The following is a 17141-nucleotide window of genomic DNA, read 5'->3' on the forward strand; positions in this document are numbered from 1 at the left end:
CCCGTGTACGCACCGCTCTCTGGCAGACACAACGCAGGTTGTGATCGCTCCCTGAGGATATCAAGGCCGAGGCCTTAGCGAACACCTCGTCATCGATGCATGGAAGCCCACACCCATGACCGTGTAGCGTGGAGGGGCGGGTGCAGCGCACCCGCCCCTCCACTCACAGAGCCGTCACACTCAGGCGTTCGTCGGGAAGTTCATTCCGACGTAGCCCACCTTCTCGCCACGCTTGGGCCAGCGGGTCGTGACAACCTTGGCCTTCGTATAGAAGCGCACGCCCTCGGGACCGTGAATGTGGGTGTCGCCCAGCAGCGACTCCTTCCAGCCGCCGAAGGAGTAGTAGGCGACCGGAACCGGGATCGGCACATTGACGCCGACCATGCCGGCCTCCACATCGACCACAAAGTGGCGGGCAGTATCACCGTCGGAGGTGAAGATCGCGGAGCCATTGCCGAACTCGGAGGAGTTGACGATCTCGATGGCCTCTTCGTAGGTGTCGGCGTGCACGACGACCAGGACCGGACCGAAAACCTCCTCGCAGTAGACACTCAGGTCTCGATCCACGTTGTCGAGGATGGTGGGGGCCAGCCAGAAGCCATCCGCATACTCCTCACCCTCGGGGCGGTAGCCGCGGCCGTCGAGGACAACGTTCGCACCCTTAGCCTCGGCCTCGTCGATCCACGTGGTGATGCGCTCCTGAGAGGAGCGGGTGATGACCGGCCCCATCTCGGAGGCAGGGTCAGTGCCAGGACCAACAACGATCTTCTCGGCGCGAGCCTTGATGGCGGGAACCAGCTTCTCCTCGATGCCGCCGACGGCGACGATCACGGGCAGGGCCATGCAGCGCTGGCCCGCCGCACCGAACGCGCCGGCACTAATATGCTGCGCGGCAAACTCAATGTCAGCGTCAGGCATGACGATCGCATGGTTGTTCGCGCCACCCAGCGCCTGGACGCGCTTGCCGTTGGCGACACCCGTGTCCTGCACGATGTGCGCGACCGGGGAGGATCCAACGAAGGAGATGGCGTCGATGCCGGGGTGGGTGAGAATGTCGGTGACCAGATGGCGGTCACCAGCGATGACGTTGAACAGACCATCGGGCAGGCCCGCCTCCTTGTAGAGGCGTGCGATGATCATCGATGCGCTCGGGACGGTCGAGGCGACCTTGAGGATGAAGGCATTGCCAGTAGCCAGGGCGAGCGGGTGCATCCACATGGGGACCATGGCCGGGAAGTTGAAGGGGCAGATACCCGCGACGACACCAACGGGCTGACGCAGTGTGTGCACGTCGACGCCGGTCGAGGCCTGATCGGTGAACTCACCCTTGAGAGCAGCATTGATACCGCATGCGAAGTCGACGGTCTCGCGACCACGGGCAATCTCGCCGAGGGCGTCGCCGTGCGTCTTGCCCCCCTCACGCACGATGGCGTCGGCGATCTCGTCCTGGTGCTCGATGACGAGCTGGCGGAACTTGAACATGATGTCCACGCGCTTGGCTAGGGCGGTGCGAGCCCATTCCTTCTGCGCCTGATGAGCGATATCGACGACCTGGTCGAGGCAATACTTGTCGGCCAGGGCCAGCTGATCGACGACCTTGCCGGTGGCGGGGTTCTCAACGTCGATGGTCTCGTCGCAGTGAGCGACATACTCTTCGCCATTAACCCACGGGTTGATAGTCATTGGTTTACCTTTCTTCCATTCATCCACGAATGGCGGAACAACTTTGTTCGGACAAATGCTACCATGTCCCCGGCAAACATGTCGCGATATCAGCAATACCAGCACCTTCCAAGGGAAATTTGTCCCGTCTATTGGACACACTCCCCCACTAAGACCTTCCACCGCCAAATTGCTCACCGTTTCACGAAGCGTTTCACGACAAGCCCCACGCGCGCACAGACTTCTAGCAAAAGGGGTGGCCCCGGAAAACTCCGGGGCCGCCCTCACACGCTCAGATCATCACAGGTAGTGACGCTGCGGCTTGCGGTCGCGCTGGTAGTCCTCGTAGGCGCGCTGCGTGGACTCCAACTCGGAGACCTGCGAGACGGCCACGTCCCACCAGGAGGATCCGGGCGGGTTGGGGCCCATCAGGTCGGTCTCGATGTGGATCATGGTCGCACGATCCGAGGCAGCTGCGGCCCTGTAGGCCTCCTTGAACTCCTCGATGCCGTGGGCCTCGATCACATCAATTCCCCAGGAACGGGCATTCGCAGCGATATCGACGCCGGCGATACGCTCGTTGTCCTCAAGGTGCGAGCCCGTGCCGCGCTGGCGGTACTTCGTGCCGAAGCGCTGGGAGCCGCGTGACTCGGAGAGGGCGCCGATCGAAGCGAAGCCGTAGTTCTGCAGCAGAACGTAGATGACCTTGATACCCTCCTGGGCAACCGTGGCCAGCTCCATCGGGAGCATCTGATAGCTACCGTCGCCGACGATCGAGACGACCTCGGACTGCGGGCGCGCCAGCTTGACGCCCATGGCGGCCGGCACCTCGTAACCCATGCAGGAGAAGGCGTACTCGACGTGGTACTGGACGGGGGTCTTCGCCTGCCACAGGGCCTGGAGGTCGCCGGGCATCGAGCCCGCAGCGTTGATAACCACGTCCTCGTCGCCCATGAGCTCGTTGAGCGCGCCGAAGACCTCGGTCTGTGCGGGCAGCGGGGCGTTGCCCACGTGGTAGCACTGCTCGACCTTAGCGGCCCAGGCCTCGCGCTCGGCGGCGATCTCGGCGGCGTATGCCTCGTCGACGCGGTAGTCGGCCAGTTCCTCGGTCAGAGCCGCGAGCGCCTCACGAGCGTCGGCCACGACCATCTCAGCGCTCTGCTTGGCGGCGTCGAAGGGCGTGATGTTGATGTTGACGAAGGAGACGTCGGGGTTCTTGAACTGCGTCTTCGAGGCCGTCGTGAAGTCGGAGTAGCGCGTACCCACGCCGATGATCAGGTCGGCCTTGTCGGCGAGGTGATTGCCCGAGTCACCGCCGGTCGAACCAACACCGCCGACTGAGCACGGGTGATCACAGTTGATGGCACCCTTACCGGCCTGCGTGTCCGCCACCGGGATACCGGTCACGGCCGCAAACGCACGCAGCTCTTCCGAAGCCTCGGAATAGATGGTGCCGCCACCGGCGATGATGAGGGGACGCTTGGCGGCGCGGATCTTGGCGACCGCACGCTTGAGGGCGGCGCGCTCGACGGGAGGACGGCGCACGTGCCACACGCGCTTGGCGAAGAATTCGATCGGCCAATCGTAGGCCTCGGCCTGGACGTCTTGGGGCAGGGCGATCGTGACGGCGCCGGTCTCGGCCGGGTCTGTCAGCACGCGCATACCGGCCAGCAGCGAAGGGATCAACTGCTCGGGACGGTTGATACGGTCGAAGAAGCGGGACACGGGGCGGAAAGCGTCGTTGACGGTCACGTCGAGCGAGGTCGGGTCCTCGAGCTGCTGGAGGACCGGGTCCGGGATGCGGGTCGCGAACTGGTCGGAGGGGAAGATGAGGACGGGCAGGCGGTTGGTCGTCGCCGTCGCGGCACCGGTCACCATGTTGAGCGAGCCGGGGCCGATCGACGCGGTCGTCATCCAGGTCTGCAGGCGGTTCGTCGTCTTGGCGAATGCCGCGGCCGCGTGAACGGCACCCTGCTCGTTGCGGGGCATGATGTAGGGCATCGGATTCTCACCCTCAGACGGGGCGATCTCGTTCTGCAGGAGCGCCTGACCGATGCCAGCAACGTTGCCGTGGCCGAAGATGCCGAAGGCACCCGCGATGAGGCTGCGCTCGACACCGTCGCGCTCGGTGTACTGGTTGGACAGGAAGCGGATGATTGCCTGTGCGACAGTCAGGCGCACGGTTCCCTTGTAGGCTTCTTTGCTCATGGGTTGTCCTTTCGAGGCTGTCTTACTTGTTCATGGGGAGTCGTGGATCCACTTCCTGGTTTTCCCAGGTCGCGCGAATCCAGTGGTGCGCCGGATCGTCGGGGGCCAGCCACACAAGGTCCTCGTTCGGGCCTGCCATGACGTTCAGGTAGTACATGTCGTAGCCGGGAGCGGCGACGCAGGGGCCGTGATAGCCGTGGGGCACGAGAGCGACATCGCCGTCGTGGACCTCGCAGCACAGGTCGATCGGGCGGCCGGGGCTGCCGTAGGTGCGGTGCAGACCAAAGCCCTTGGAGCCCTCGGGACCGTCTTCAATTTCGAAGTAGTAGACTTCTTCGAGCTCGCGCTCGTCCTCGGAGTCCTGCTCGTGCTTGTGGGCCGGGTAGGAGGACCAGTTGCCGCCCGGGGTGATGACCTCGCACGCCAGCAGGTGGGAAGTGGTGACGCCTTCGACAGCGAGGGAGTAGTTGTTAACCTGGCGCGAGCAGTCGCCGGCACCGCGCAAATCCACGCGAACCTGGCTCTTGGGATAGTAGGCGACGGGGATGTCGCGGGTGGCGATCGCGGAGGGGAAGGCGAAGCGGCCGCCGCTGGCGGAGGTGATGGTCAGGGTCTTGCCGCGTCCGACGTACAGGTAGTCGGTGACGCCAGAGAAGACGCCGCGGCGACCCTCCAGCTCGAAGGTTTCGCCATCGACATCGACGGTTGCACCTCCCGCGAGGGGCAGGACGAGGAGCTCAGCCTCGCCGGTTTCGACGACCTCGGAGGCTCCGGCCTCGAGGACGAGGACGCGCAGACCGGAGAAGGTCCAACCGGCGCGCTGGGGGTCAATATCGACGGTGAAATTGCCGTGGCCGGAGGAGCCGGCAGGAACATAAATATCGGGAAGAGTCATCGTAGTCTCCTGAAAGTTGGGCATCGGTGCCGAGGAAATAGAAAGGGAGGAACGAGGCAGGGGCTGGTCGGGTGGATTACGGGAGCCCCTCCGTTTCCATAAAGATGCCAAGTTGTTCTTGGGTCGGCATCGCGGTCGAGCATTCGATGTGCGAACACACGTAGGCTCCCGCGGCCGAGGCGTAACGGATGGTCTGTTCGAGGTCCCATCCTTCGACGAGGCCGTGGATAAGCGCGCCACCGAAGGCGTCGCCCGCGCCGAGGCCGTTAACAACGTCGACGTCCCAGGCTTCAACCCACACACGTTCGTCGGCGGTCTTGGCGAGGGTCCCTTTGGGCCCCTGCTTCACGATCGCGAGGCGAATGCCGCGCTCAAGGAGAGCATCGGCTGCACTCTCGGGATCGGAGACGCCCACGGCCATCTCGCACTCCTCGCGGTTTCCGACGGCGACGTCGACGCGGGACAGGACGGCTGCGACGCGCGAGCGCGCCTGCGCCATGCTGCTCCACAGATTGGACCGATAGTCGAGGTCAAGGATTGTCAGGCCGCTAGAAGGGCCACGGTGGTCGAGAGCACGCAGGTGCAGATCAAAGGAGGAGTTGCGCGACAGGCCGGTGACGGTGAACCAGAAGATTTCGGCACGCTCGACGGCACCCCAATCGATCTGATCCTCCCGCAGCTCCAGGTCTGGCGCACTCGGCTCACGATAGAAGTAGAGCGGGAAGGAGTCGGGCGGGAAAAGCTCCGTGAAGGTGACTGGGGTATGGAAGTCGCGCACGGTGACAACGTGGTCCGAGGAGACGCCGAGGCGCTCAAGCTCACGGGTAACGAAACGACCGAAGGGATCGTCCCCCACCCCGGTGATGACACCGGTGCGATGCCCGAGGCGTGCTGCTGCAACTGCGACGTTCGTTGGGCTGCCGCCGAGGAACTTGCCGAAGGTCTCGACATCTTCGAGGTGCACGCCAACTTGGAGAGGATAGATATCGATGCCGGAACGACCCATCGTCAGAATGTCGACATCGCGACGCTCAAGGGGCATGGTGACTCCTTTCCTCTCCATTGGGGTGGCCCATTAGCCTGATGTTCCAAGGATGCACTATCAACAAGCAATCGTCAATCTTTGTCCGTACAATATGTAACAGCACGTCGACCCCCTAGCCGACAACAACGCTGATACCATGTAACCGTATTAAATTAATACGACGCCGCGCCGCACATGAAGGTTTGACATGTCCAAAGCATTGCCCACTCCGGAAAACGCCCCCTACGTTCCGGACATTACCCTGGACCGCTCTTCTCCCGTGCCCCTGTACTTCCAGATCTCGGAGCCCATCGCACAACTCATTAACTCTGGAGCGTTACCCGCGGACACACGCCTGGAGGACGAGCTGTCGATGGCGGCAAGACTGCACGTCTCCCGCCCCACGGCACGACAGGCACTCCAGCGCCTCGTTGACCGCGGCCTCCTGACGCGCCGCCGCGGCGTCGGCACGATCGTTTCACCACGCCACGTCCATCGCCCCATGGAGCTCACCTCACTCATGCGCGACCTGGTCAACGCCGGCCACAAGGTACACACGACCATCCAGCACTACGAGGCACGACCAGCCACCGCTCAGGAAGCCGACACCCTGAAGATCACCGAGGGTACCCTTGTCGTCCACATTGAGCGCACCCGCTTTGCCGACAACGAGCCAATCGCGGTCCTCACAAACCTCATCCCGGCCGACATCGCTCCCACAATGCAAGAACTCGAGTCCGCCTCTCTCTACGACCTCATGCGCGAGCGCGGAGTCACCTTAGCCTCCGCACGTCAGATAATCGGCGCACGCAGCGCGACAACGAAGGAAGCGAAGCTCCTGTCTGAACACCGCGGCGCAGCTTTACTGACGAGCCAGCGCACAACATACGACCCTTCAGGTCGCATCGTGGAATGCGGCGATCACATCTATCGTGCATCCAGATATTCATTTGAGGCAAGCCTTTTTGCCCAGTGATTAAGCATTGACGTTTTGTCCTAACAAATTGTTGACAGGCGTAGGCGCTCGCCGTAGACTTGTTGCCGACAAAGAAAGTCGAGAGCGATCACAAAGGAGTGCTTCCCGCTATGTCCATCGAGTACACCCCCGGCCCCCTTCTGGACGCCGCGCGTAACACGCCCACCGCCCTGTGGAACGATTCGTCGGACCCGAGCGAGCTGGCACAGTCCATTTCCTTCGGTGGCGTCGGTGCCACCTGCAACCCAACCATTGCCTACACCTGCATCAACCAGCGTCGTGACGTGTGGCTGCCCCGCATCGCCGAGCTCGCCAAGGAAATGCCCGAGGCTACCGAGTCTGAAATCGGCTGGCAGGTCGTGCGCGAGCTATCACTCGAGGCCGCCAAGCTCCTCGTGCCCATTTTCGAGGCCGAGAATGGCCGCAACGGTCGCCTATCCATGCAGACGGATCCGCGCCTGGCCCGCAGTGCCAAGGCCCTCGCTGACCAGGCCGAGGAGTTCCACAACCTCGCCAAGAACATTATCGTGAAGATTCCCGCCACGTCGGTGGGCATCGAAGCCATCGAAGAGGCCACCTACCGCGGCGTCTCCGTCAACGTGACAGTGTCCTTCTCCGTCGCCCAGGCCGTCGTCACCGGCGAAGCTATCGAGCGCGGCCTCAAGCGCCGCGAGGCCGAGGGCAAGGACACCTCCCAGATGGGCCCGGTCGTCACCCTCATGGTGGGCCGCCTTGACGACTGGATCAAGGAGGTCGCCAAGCGCGATCGCCTGTTCATCGATCCGGGTCACCTCGAGTGGTGCGGCATTGCCGCCTTCAAGCGCGCCTACCAGGAATTCCAGAAGCGAGGTCTGCGCGCCCGCATGCTCTCCGCCGCGTTCCGTAACGTCATGCACTGGTCCGAGTTCGTCGGTGGCGACGTGGTCGTCTCCCCGCCATTCGAGTGGGCCAAGCTCATCAACGACTCGGACTACACGGTGGAAGAGCGCATGGACATCCCCGTGCGCGAGGACATTATGAAGACCCTGCTCTCGATCCCCGAGTTCGTCCGTGCCTACGAGCCCGACGGCATGACCCCGGAAGAGTTCGACACCTTCGGTGCCACCGTGCGGACTCTGCGCGGCTTCCTGCAGGCAGACGCTGACCTCGACGCACTGGTGCGCGACGTCATTATGCCTGCTCCGTGATCCACTCGGTGGCTCCGCACGATGCGTGTGGGGCCACCACCGGTCACGGTTTTTTGCTCTCCAGCACACCCCGCCCAGAAAGAAGCAAAGATGCTCAACATTGCCGTCATCGGCGCCGGCCGCATCGGCCACGTTCATGCCAAGACCATCGCCGCCCACCCCGGTGCCACCCTCGCCCTCGTCGCCGATCCTTTCGGCGATGCCGCACGCAAGCTGGCCGAGGTCTACAGCGCCCGTCACACGACCGACGTTGATTCCGTCTTCACCGACGAAGGCGTTGACGCTGTCGTCATCGGCTCCCCCACCCCTCTGCACATCCCCCACCTGCTCGCCGCCGCCAAGGCCGGCAAGGCCGTACTGTGCGAGAAGCCCATCGCCCTGGACATGAAGGACGTGGAGGCCGCCCACGACGAGCTGGATGCCGTGTCTGTACCCGTCATGTTCGGCTTCAACCGCCGCTTCGACCCTTCCTTCGCTGCGGCGCACGCTCAGCTCGAGGAGGGCAAGATCGGCGACCTGGAGAACCTGCTCATCATCTCGCGCGACCCTTCCGCTCCCCCGGCCGAGTATGTGAAGGTTTCCGGCGGCATCTTCCGCGACATGACCATCCATGACTTCGACATGGCCCGCTTCTTCCTGGGCGACATCGTTGAGGTGCACGCTTTCGGCCAGAACTTCAACGAGGAGATCAAGGCAGCTGGCGATTTCGACGCCGCCGTGGTCACCCTGAAGAACGCCGACGGAGTCGTTGCGACGATCGTCAACAACCGTAAGTGCCCGGCCGGCTACGACCAGCGCCTGGAGGTTCAGGGGTCGACGGGCACACTCAATGCAGACAACATCCGCGCCACGACCGTGCGCCTGTCCAACGCCGAGGTCACGGACGCGGCCGAGCCGTACCTTGACTTCTTCCTGCAGCGCTACGCGGACGCCTACCGCCTGGAGCTGACCGCCTTCATCGATGCGGTCGTCGCGGGCACGAAGCCCACCCCCTCCATCGACGATGCGATCGAGGCCCTGCGCCTGGCCGAGGCGGCCACGGAGTCGGCGAAGACTGGCAAGCCCGTATCACTGGCCTAACAGCGTCGCGAGAGTCCCGGAGGGGTTCCATCCTTCCCCGCCGGGACCGTCTCATTGTCCAAGGCCATCCAAGATGCATCTCATTTCTTCATACGGACGTACCTAGGCACCACTGTCGAGTCCCGCACACATGCTGATAGGCACACGTTCACACTCATCAGATACTTCTGAGTAAACTCCCAAATCCGCATATTTGTCTGGACAATCAAACAGGATGGCGTAGAATAGCGCTACCGACACACTGGCCCACACATCACCGCAACTCATAGGAGAGCTGCAATGACTCACGTCTACGATCCCGCAACCGCGATCAATGACCCCAACGGCATCACGTGGGGCATGCACCCCATCGCTTGGCGCAACGACGACATTCCCGAGGTCGGCGAATGGAACACCATCGACATCATGTTCGACGACCTGGCCGAGGCCGGCTTCGCTGGCACCGAGGTCGCAGGCTGGTACCCCTCGAAGGAAGAGACGAAGGAGAAGGCCGACGCTGCCGGCCTGAGAATCGTTGCCCAGTGGTTCTCCAGCTTCATCGTTCGCGACGGCCTCGAGGCCGTTATCCCGGACTTTCGCGCCACCTGCGAGTACCTGCAGTTTCTGGGTGCAACCCGCGTCGTTGTCTCCGAGCAGACCGGCTCGGTGCAGGGCATCCGCGACATCTGTATCTTCGAGAACAAGCCTGTCCTCAAGGAGGAGTGGCCCGTTCTGGCCGAGGGCCTGAACGAGCTCGGCGAGATTGCTCATGAGTACGGCCTTGACCTGGTCTATCACCACCACCTGGGCACCGTCGTCCAGACCAAGGACGAGACGCTGCGCCTGCTCGAGCTGACTGACCCGGACAAGGTCTCCCTGCTCTTCGACACGGGCCACGCGTTCGTGGGTGATGGCGACGTCATGGGCCTGCTGCGCGGCGCGATCGACCGCATCAAGCACGTGCACTTCAAGGACGTGCGCCCCGCCAAGATGGAAGAGTCACGAGCGGCCAAGCGCTCCTTCCTCGACTCCTTCCTCGCCGGCATGTTCACGGTTCCCGGCGACGGCACCATTGATTTCACCGAGCCCTATGCCTTCCTCGTTGAGCACGGCTACAAGGGCTGGATCCTGGTTGAGGCTGAGCAGGATCCGAAGATCGCTCCTCCGCTGGAGTACGCGCACATTGCGCGTGACTACGTGTTGGGCACGCTGCTGGGTCAGTGAGCAGCTTCGCGCGGTTCCTCAACTTCCCGCGCGAATCATGGAGGGGTGGAAGCGACTGCGTCGCTTCCACCCCTTATGTGCTGATATGCACGCACCAAGCACGGTTGGTGATTGACTCCCCCGCCACCCCCTATTGATCCGACGCAAGGAATACTCATGGACCTATCGACGCTGATTGCCCTCACCTGGGTCGCTCTCATCGCGGCCGCCCTCTTCGCCCTGGTCCCGCCTGTGAAGGGGTCAACGGGCGTCATGCTCGCTCTGCTCCTCATTGGTGATGCGATCGCCCTGTGGGCGTATCGGCGCGACGCGAATACGGCAATCTTGCGGCGCCTCGTGCCGTCAATGCTCGTCGGCGTGTGCCTCGGAGCGCCCCTTCGGGCGGTGAGCGCCCAGACACAGATGCGGCGAGTGATCGGCGTGATCCTCCTACCTACAGAGCGAGGCTCATTCCCATGTCGCGAAGCATCATAAAGGGGTTGAGACACTCCACCCCAAGCGCGGCACATGCGTCCGGAATCTTGATCCGTCTCTTCGATCTCGGCGCCGACTTTTCGTGCGTGACAACCACCCATCCGTTAGCTAGTGCGTGCGCGACGATCCAGGAGTCCGCAACGCGTTGAAACTCGATGACCGCTGGCGAATCATAGTTGTTCTTTGCCCACGCGATGACCCGCTGATAGCAGGCCACCACGCGCGAATCGGGAGCAACAAAATGTTGCTTATTCGCCCTTGCCCAGTCCTTGAGAGGATCACCGTCGCCCGCCTCGCCCAGTTCGTCGTACACCGACTTGATACTCACCGCGTGATGCGAGTCGAAGAGCTGAACGAGGAAGTCCCAATATCCGGGAGCCAGATCGAACGCATAGTACGCGTTTGCCGCATCGATGAAGACGTTCGTGTCGAGGACGTACATCTCTCACACCACCTGGAGATGTCTGGCCAGTTCGTCGAACACTTCCCTCTTGTGCGTGCCGATCATACGGAAACTTTCCGTGAATCCCGTACGCCCCTCCAGGGTGGAAGTGACAACCGCGGTCGCAAATGAACGCCCAAGACGCGCGGTCAGGGTGTTGTAATAGTTGCCACCGCCACTACTGCGTTTCTCACCACCGTAGTCAGCGCGCACCGCCTCTAGAAGCGCACCGTAGCGCTCCTCGTCAATCAGGCGAGCGCCGTGCAGTCTGTGGAGCGCGACCTCGGCAGACACCCCAAAGCGCCGCGCGACTGCACGGTAGTCCTGCACAGTTGTCACTCCATCGAAAGCTGTCAGCGCCTCGTCAGGCAGCAACACACATGCAGCGACGCGATTGCACCACGCTTCTTCGCCACTTCCGCCGAGCAAGCGGTCACCGCCCGACAGTGCGCTGTGGCCGAGAAGCAGGTGAGCAAACTCGTGCACGAGGGTGAAGTTCTGCGCGCTATACGGTTCGTCGGCGACGTTAACGAAAATTAAGGGGGCAATGTCGTCGTAGAGGCTAAAGCCTCGGAACTCGCGCGTAGAGAGGCGCCTCGCATTGTTCGCACCGACGACGCCGCTCCTCATAACGAGCACACCCACATCTTCAAGTGCGGCAACGATGTCGTGGCACCATTGTTGAGTCCCGGTGGCGGACACACGATCAAGGTGCAGGAGAGAACGCACACGGCGAGCAACTGCCCGCGGAGAATCCTGCACGTTCACCGAGCCTAGGAACGGGAGTTTATCCGCGCCCTGTTCAAGGGCGTAATCGTGATACCAATCCTGGAACTGCTGATACCGGTCGATCGTGTCGAGAAGATTCCCGGAGGGACGCTCGATAACGGTACTCTCACGGGTACGCATGTCGGCGATAGGCAGTGTCTCATCGGGCGGATCAGGCATGATGAGCGCACCGAGGGACGTGTGGGTGAAAGCCGCAAACTTTTCGAGATCGTGAAGAGTCGGCTGGCCACTTCCGTCCATCCAGTCCCCAAGTTTCGGAAACTTCGTCAGCGCTTCCTCAAAGGTACGCTCAGAGCGCTGGAGGGCCCACGAGAGCACGGGCTGGCTGACGGCGATTCGCGTGCTCATCGCGTTCCTCCTCCCACGCACATACCGATGTCATTATCGTACAGTGAGCCCCTTCATTTCCGTCTCCTTGGGATGTTTTCTCACCGATATCACCCGCGCCAAACGAGAGTCTCCTGCTACCGCACTCGTCATCGCGACGATCGTGGCAACGGTGCCGCTGCTCGTATAACAAAGATGTCGATAAAAAGGTGTCGGCGCGAGCCTCAGGCCCGCGCCGACACCCTCATCTCACGCCCTGGGGGTGCTCACAACGATCGGTAGAGCGTCACCGCGAGCATCGCTCGGAGGCTGCACCCCCGCCTGCAGAGTCAGGCTCTGCCCGTCCCACGAGCACTCCGCGCCCGGCGTGAGGATCGCGGAACGCGAGTAGTCGAATCCGCTCGGCAAACCCGACACCTGCGTGACGGACGCATCCGCCACCACGGCGACGTGGTCCTCGTGCGCGAGGAGGCGCACCCAGGCCTCGTCCAGGGTCGAGCGCGCGGTGACGGCCTCGATATCCGCGACCGGCAGCGCACGCACGCCGCGCAATTCCGAGCCGTACAAATCGTTCCACGCGCCCAGACCCTCGAGACATTCGCGCTGCTCGCGCGGGATCGTACCGTCGGCGCGCGGTCCCACGTTGAGGAGGAGGCGCCCGCCGCGCGAGACCACGTCCACCAGGTGTCGGACAGCAGCTGCACCGCTGAGGTACTGGTCCTCGTTCTCGGCACGGTTGTAGCCGAAGGACAGGCCGACGCCTCGGCAGTTCTCCCACGGCTTGCCGCTCGTCTCCGAGTCTCCCATGTGCTGATACTCGCTGGTCAGGTAATCCGCGTGGACGCCGCCGTAGCGGTCGTTCGTGACGCCCTCGGGGCGCGCCGCGTAGAAGTACTCGAAGAGCGTCCCCAAGCCGTAGGGACCGAAGTTCTTCCCCTCGTCCGGCCAATCGATGTCGTTCCAGATGACGTCGGGCTGGTAGCGGTCAATGAGGTCGCGCACGTGCACGAAGCAGTAGCGCGCGTACTCGGCGTCCTTCGGGCGACACAGATCCTTGCAGTCGTCCTCGGAGAGGATGGGACGCGCGGGCCGATAGTGCCAGTCCAGGCCACCCGAGTAGTACAGGCCCACTCGCAGCCCCTCATCGCGCGCGGCGTCCGTAAAGCCGGCCACGAGGTCGGTACACGGGCCTCGTCGCACGGTGTTGCGCGCGCCCGTCTCGGGGGCATCCCACAGGGTCACGCCGTCGTGGTGCTTCGTCGTCAGCACCGCGTACCCGGCACCGGCACGATGAAAGAGTCGCATCCACTCGGCCGGATCCCACGCGTCAGGATCCCACGCATCCAGGAACGCGTCGTACGAGGCCGAGCCGTACAGGTCCTTGTGCCTCAGCGCGGCCGGGGAGCCTGGGATACGAATCGTGTTGAAGTACCACTCCGCGTAGGAATTGTGAGTAAACCAGGCCTCCCAGTCCTCCTCGACGCCCAGCTCGCCATGGTCCTCAGCCCACGCGGGCACCGAGTAGGGGCCCCAGTGGACGAAGATCCCCAGCGGGGCGTCCTCGAACCACTGCGGGGTCGGGCGAGCCAGTGAGCTCCAGCGCTCGGAATCGTTCATCGTTTCGCTCATCTTCGTCACCGTCCTCCGAAGGCGCCCAGGGTAACGCCCTTTTCCAGCTGCTTCTGCAGGAACACGACCAGCAGAATCGACGGGATCGTCGTCATCGTGACCGCCGCCATGAGCGGACCCCAGTCGGTGCCGCGCTCACCCGAGAACATCTGCAGGCCCAGCGGGATCGTCGCCAGCGTCGAATCGTTGACCACGATGAGGGGCCACAGGAACGAGGACCAGTAGTCGATGAAAGCGAACACGCCGACCACCGTGATCGGAGCCTTCAAGAGGGGCAGGAGGATCTTCGTGAGGATCTGCCAGTCGCTGCAGCCGTCGATGCGCGCCGCCTCCTCGAACTCGAGGGGCAAGGACAGCAGGAACTGCCGGATCAGGAACGCCCCGAACGCCCCGAACGCGAAGGGCACGATGAGCGCGAAATACGAGTTCACGAGGCCCATGCGCTGCATGCCGATGTACAGCGGAATCACGAGGACCTCCTGAGGCAGGACGAGCGTGCCCAAGAACAGCATGAACAGGTGATCGCGCCCCTTAAAGCGCAGCCGCGCGAACGCGTATGCCGACAGAACCGACACGACGACCACGAGGGCCGCGCCGGACAACGACACGATGAACGAGTTGAGCACGACCCGACCGAAGGGAATCGAGCGCAGCGCGGAAGGATAGTTCTCCCACGCCACCTCGCTGCCCGTCGGACTGAAGGTAAAAACCTCGGTCGTGGGCTTCAGGGAGGTCGCGACCATCCACGCGAAGGGGAACAGGAACGCGACCCCAACAATCCCCAGCAGGACAACCGAAACAGCAGTCGACAGTCGTTTTTTGCTACGCATCGTAGTTCACCCACTTCTTCTGGCCCGCGAACTGCAGGGCCGTCACCGTCATGACAATCACGAAGAGAACCCACGCCATCGACGAGGCGTACCCGAGCTTGTCGAATGAGAAACCGTTGCGGTACAGGGACAACACGATCGTGTTGGTCGACTCTCCCGGGCCGCCCAGCGTCAGGAAATAGGGCTGCGCGAACACCTTGAAGGCGCCGATGATCGTCATGACCGTACAGAAGAACACGGTCGGGGAAATCATCGGGAAGACGACCTTGAAGAAGCGCTGCACGCCGTTACAGCCGTCGATCGTGGCGGCCTCGAGCACCGAGGTGTTCAGGCCGTTGAGCCCGGCCGTCAGGACCACGATGTTGTAGCCCAGGCCCTGCCACAGGCTCATCACCAGCAGCGACCCCATCGCCAGAGCGGGCTTGTTCAGGAATGGGATGTGCTCGATCCCGAAGACACCCAGCGCGGAGTTCACGACGCCGTGGTCGGAGAGCAGGAGGCGCCAGATCAGCGCGTTACCGACCATCGGGGTGACCACGGGGATGAAGAAAATGACACGCAGGATCCGACTGAGCCACTCCGGGACGCGCTGGAGCCAGTAGCTCAGGCCGATCGAGATCACGAGGTTGAGCGCCGTGTAGCAGGCCGCAAACACGACGGTGTTACGCATGACCGTCCAGAACGCGGGGTCCGCTCCGCTGAGCATGCGCTTGTAGTTGTCGATTCCGACGAAACGGCCACCCCCGAAGAGCGACCAGTCGAAGAAAGAGATCACGAGGGACGCGATCAGAGGCAGGACGATGAACAGCAGGAAGCCGGTCATGCCCGGAGCCAGGTAGACGAGGGCGCGCACGCCGTCGCCGCGCTTACCCGCGTCGCGCGCCTTCTTCGTGCGCTTCGAGGCCTTCGCCTCACCCGTATCCGCCGCGCCCGCTGGCGCCTCGCGGCCGGGTGTCACAGTGTCAGTGCTCATCAGCAGTGTCACCTTTCCATCACAGGGACCGTGGTGGGCCCGCCGGGCAGCGCCAACCATCGTCGTTAGCGCTAACGCCAAAGGACCCACTCAACGAGGCCGGGGAACCCGAGCAGGTCACCCCGGCCTCGTCAATGGGGAGCCGGACTCAGCCGGCGGAGTTCTGCAGATCGGAGAGGATATCCTGCGCGGTCTTGGTGCCGCGGAAGCCCTCGGGCGAGTACTGCTGGAAGGACGTGTTGATCTGGTTCCACGTCGTGGTCGTCACGAGCGGGGTGCCGTTCTCGAGGAGAACCTTCACCGCCTCGGCGCTGTCAGCAGGCTTGTTCGCGGCCCACTTGTCCATCGCGGACTCGACCGAGGGGACGGTTCCCTGCTTGTCCGCCACCGAGCCAATGACCTCGGGGGTGACCAGCTGCTTGAGAACGTCGAAGGCGGCCTGCTTGTCGGGGCAAGACTTCGAGATACCGAAGCCCGACCCCTGAATGACGGCTCGGGGCTGACCCGACGGGGTAGGAATGACCGCAACGCCAAGCTTATCGCCCAGCTCCTTCTCGAAGGAGCCGTACATCCACGGGCCGTCCACGATCATCGCAGCGGTGCCGGAGGTGAAGGCGGTCTGCGCGGGGCCGTCGTTGTCCGCAGCGTTCGGAGCAACCGCGACCTGCTCCTTGTGGACCAGGTCGAAAGCGAACTGGACGCCCTCGACGAACTTGGGATCCGTCAGCGTGTTCTTGCCATCCTTGGAGACCTGTCCACCAAAAGAAATGCCGAAGTCACCGGGCGCGTTGCCCAGGAGGAGCGGCTTGACCGCCATGCCATACTTGCCGTCCCCCGTCAGAGCCTTGGCGTCCTTGAGGAACTGGTCGGTCGTGTACGAGGTCGAGGGGGCCGCCAGACCAGCCTTCTCGAACAATTCACGGTTGTAGTACAGGACGTCGGGCTCGGCGTCGTAAGGCAGGGCCAGCACCTTGCCGTCGACCGTCATGCCCTGCATCATCGCAGCGTTGTAGTCCGAGGCCTTAATGCCAGCGGCTTCCATGTAGGAGTCGAGAGGCTCGAGGAGGCCGGAGAGCTCCTGCGCACGAGCCGCCTGCGTGGTCAGGATGCAGGGCGCATCCGAGGCAACCATGCGAGTCTTGACCTTGGTCCAGTAATCGTTGAAGGCCGGGCCGTCGAAGGTCAGGGAGAAGTTAGGGTCCTTCTCCTTGGCAGCATCGATGAAGGACTGCCACTGGGCGCGGTCATTGTCCGTGGAGACCCATGTGTACATCTGGTGGACCTGATCGGAACCGGAACCACCGCTGGACGAGGTGCTTCCCGATCCGCACGCGCCTGCGAGCAGGGCGAAGGCCGAGGCGGTCGCACCGAGTGCGAGGAACTTGGAGATAGTGGGGCGCACGATGCGCTCCTTCCTTGTCAGGGCACCGGGAGTTCCAGTG

15 protein-coding genes are annotated in these 17141 nt (G+C 63.1%); 5 read left to right on the forward strand and 10 right to left on the reverse strand.

The genetic code is table 11. The features are described from left to right. Window positions 1-180: 180 nt before the first annotated feature. The 4 genes from O3656_RS08310 to iolC all read right to left on the reverse strand — a co-directional run bounded on the left by O3656_RS08310 (window position 181) and on the right by iolC (window position 5807). Window positions 181-1683 carry a CoA-acylating methylmalonate-semialdehyde dehydrogenase gene (locus O3656_RS08310; protein ID WP_500063520.1) on the reverse strand — a complete coding sequence of 501 codons (1503 nt, stop codon included), beginning with the start codon at window positions 1681-1683 and terminating at the stop codon, window positions 181-183. Window positions 1684-1962: 279 nt separating this feature from the next. Beyond that, the gene (iolD, locus tag O3656_RS08315) at window positions 1963-3870 is read right to left on the reverse strand and encodes a 3D-(3,5/4)-trihydroxycyclohexane-1,2-dione acylhydrolase (decyclizing) (RefSeq protein WP_500063522.1); all 1908 of its coding nucleotides are present in this window, start codon (window positions 3868-3870) and stop codon (window positions 1963-1965) included. 22 nt (window positions 3871-3892) lie between these two features. Then, window positions 3893-4765, reverse strand: a complete 873-nt coding sequence (iolB, locus tag O3656_RS08320; protein WP_500063524.1) for a 5-deoxy-glucuronate isomerase — start codon at window positions 4763-4765, stop codon at window positions 3893-3895. Window positions 4766-4841: 76 nt separating this feature from the next. Next, window positions 4842-5807 carry a 5-dehydro-2-deoxygluconokinase gene (iolC, locus tag O3656_RS08325; RefSeq protein WP_500063525.1) on the reverse strand — a complete coding sequence of 322 codons (966 nt, stop codon included), beginning with the start codon at window positions 5805-5807 and terminating at the stop codon, window positions 4842-4844. A 190-nt stretch (window positions 5808-5997) separates the two neighbouring features. On the opposite strand from iolC, the gene O3656_RS08330 reads away from it, so the two are divergent. From O3656_RS08330 to O3656_RS08350, 5 genes are all read left to right on the forward strand, one after another. Then, complete coding sequence (locus O3656_RS08330; RefSeq protein WP_500063526.1) at window positions 5998-6765, forward strand: GntR family transcriptional regulator; 768 nt, start codon at window positions 5998-6000, stop codon at window positions 6763-6765. 110 nt (window positions 6766-6875) lie between these two features. Beyond that, the gene (locus O3656_RS08335; protein WP_500063527.1) at window positions 6876-7952 is read left to right on the forward strand and encodes a transaldolase family protein; all 1077 of its coding nucleotides are present in this window, start codon (window positions 6876-6878) and stop codon (window positions 7950-7952) included. A gap of 90 nt (window positions 7953-8042) precedes the next feature. Further along, window positions 8043-9032: an inositol 2-dehydrogenase gene (gene iolG, locus O3656_RS08340; RefSeq protein WP_500063529.1), complete on the forward strand. Its 990-nt coding sequence runs from the start codon at window positions 8043-8045 to the stop codon at window positions 9030-9032. 279 nt (window positions 9033-9311) lie between these two features. Further along, window positions 9312-10235 (forward strand): myo-inosose-2 dehydratase, encoded by a 924-nt coding sequence (gene iolE / locus O3656_RS08345; protein ID WP_500063530.1) that lies wholly within the window; start codon window positions 9312-9314, stop codon window positions 10233-10235. Window positions 10236-10391: 156 nt separating this feature from the next. Further along, on the forward strand, window positions 10392-10709 hold the full coding sequence (locus O3656_RS08350; protein WP_500063531.1) for a hypothetical protein: 318 nt from the start codon (window positions 10392-10394) through the stop codon (window positions 10707-10709). Here O3656_RS08350 and O3656_RS08355 read toward each other — a convergent pair. The 6 genes from O3656_RS08355 to O3656_RS08380 form a co-directional block, all read right to left on the reverse strand. Then, the gene (locus tag O3656_RS08355; protein WP_500063532.1) at window positions 10669-11151 is read right to left on the reverse strand and encodes a DUF4411 family protein; all 483 of its coding nucleotides are present in this window, start codon (window positions 11149-11151) and stop codon (window positions 10669-10671) included. The two genes, O3656_RS08350 and O3656_RS08355, sit on opposite strands and share 41 nt — an antisense overlap. 3 nt (window positions 11152-11154) lie before the next feature. Beyond that, window positions 11155-12288 carry an ImmA/IrrE family metallo-endopeptidase gene (locus O3656_RS08360; protein WP_500063533.1) on the reverse strand — a complete coding sequence of 378 codons (1134 nt, stop codon included), beginning with the start codon at window positions 12286-12288 and terminating at the stop codon, window positions 11155-11157. A 228-nt stretch (window positions 12289-12516) separates the two neighbouring features. Then, complete coding sequence (locus O3656_RS08365) at window positions 12517-13896, reverse strand: alpha-L-fucosidase (protein WP_500063534.1); 1380 nt, start codon at window positions 13894-13896, stop codon at window positions 12517-12519. Window positions 13897-13901: 5 nt separating this feature from the next. Next, the gene (locus O3656_RS08370) at window positions 13902-14726 is read right to left on the reverse strand and encodes a carbohydrate ABC transporter permease (RefSeq protein ID WP_009059224.1); all 825 of its coding nucleotides are present in this window, start codon (window positions 14724-14726) and stop codon (window positions 13902-13904) included. After that, entirely contained in the window at window positions 14719-15699 is a 981-nt protein-coding gene (locus O3656_RS08375) for a carbohydrate ABC transporter permease (RefSeq protein ID WP_500063535.1), read from the reverse strand. Before O3656_RS08375 ends, O3656_RS08370 begins: the two co-directional genes overlap by 8 nt. Window positions 15700-15847: 148 nt before the next feature. Further along, complete coding sequence (locus tag O3656_RS08380) at window positions 15848-17101, reverse strand: ABC transporter substrate-binding protein (protein WP_500063536.1); 1254 nt, start codon at window positions 17099-17101, stop codon at window positions 15848-15850. Window positions 17102-17141 lie beyond the last annotated feature (40 nt).

The sequence above is a fragment of the Pauljensenia sp. 27098_8_83 genome, from assembly GCF_041432695.1.
GTDB lineage: Bacteria > Actinomycetota > Actinomycetes > Actinomycetales > Actinomycetaceae > Pauljensenia.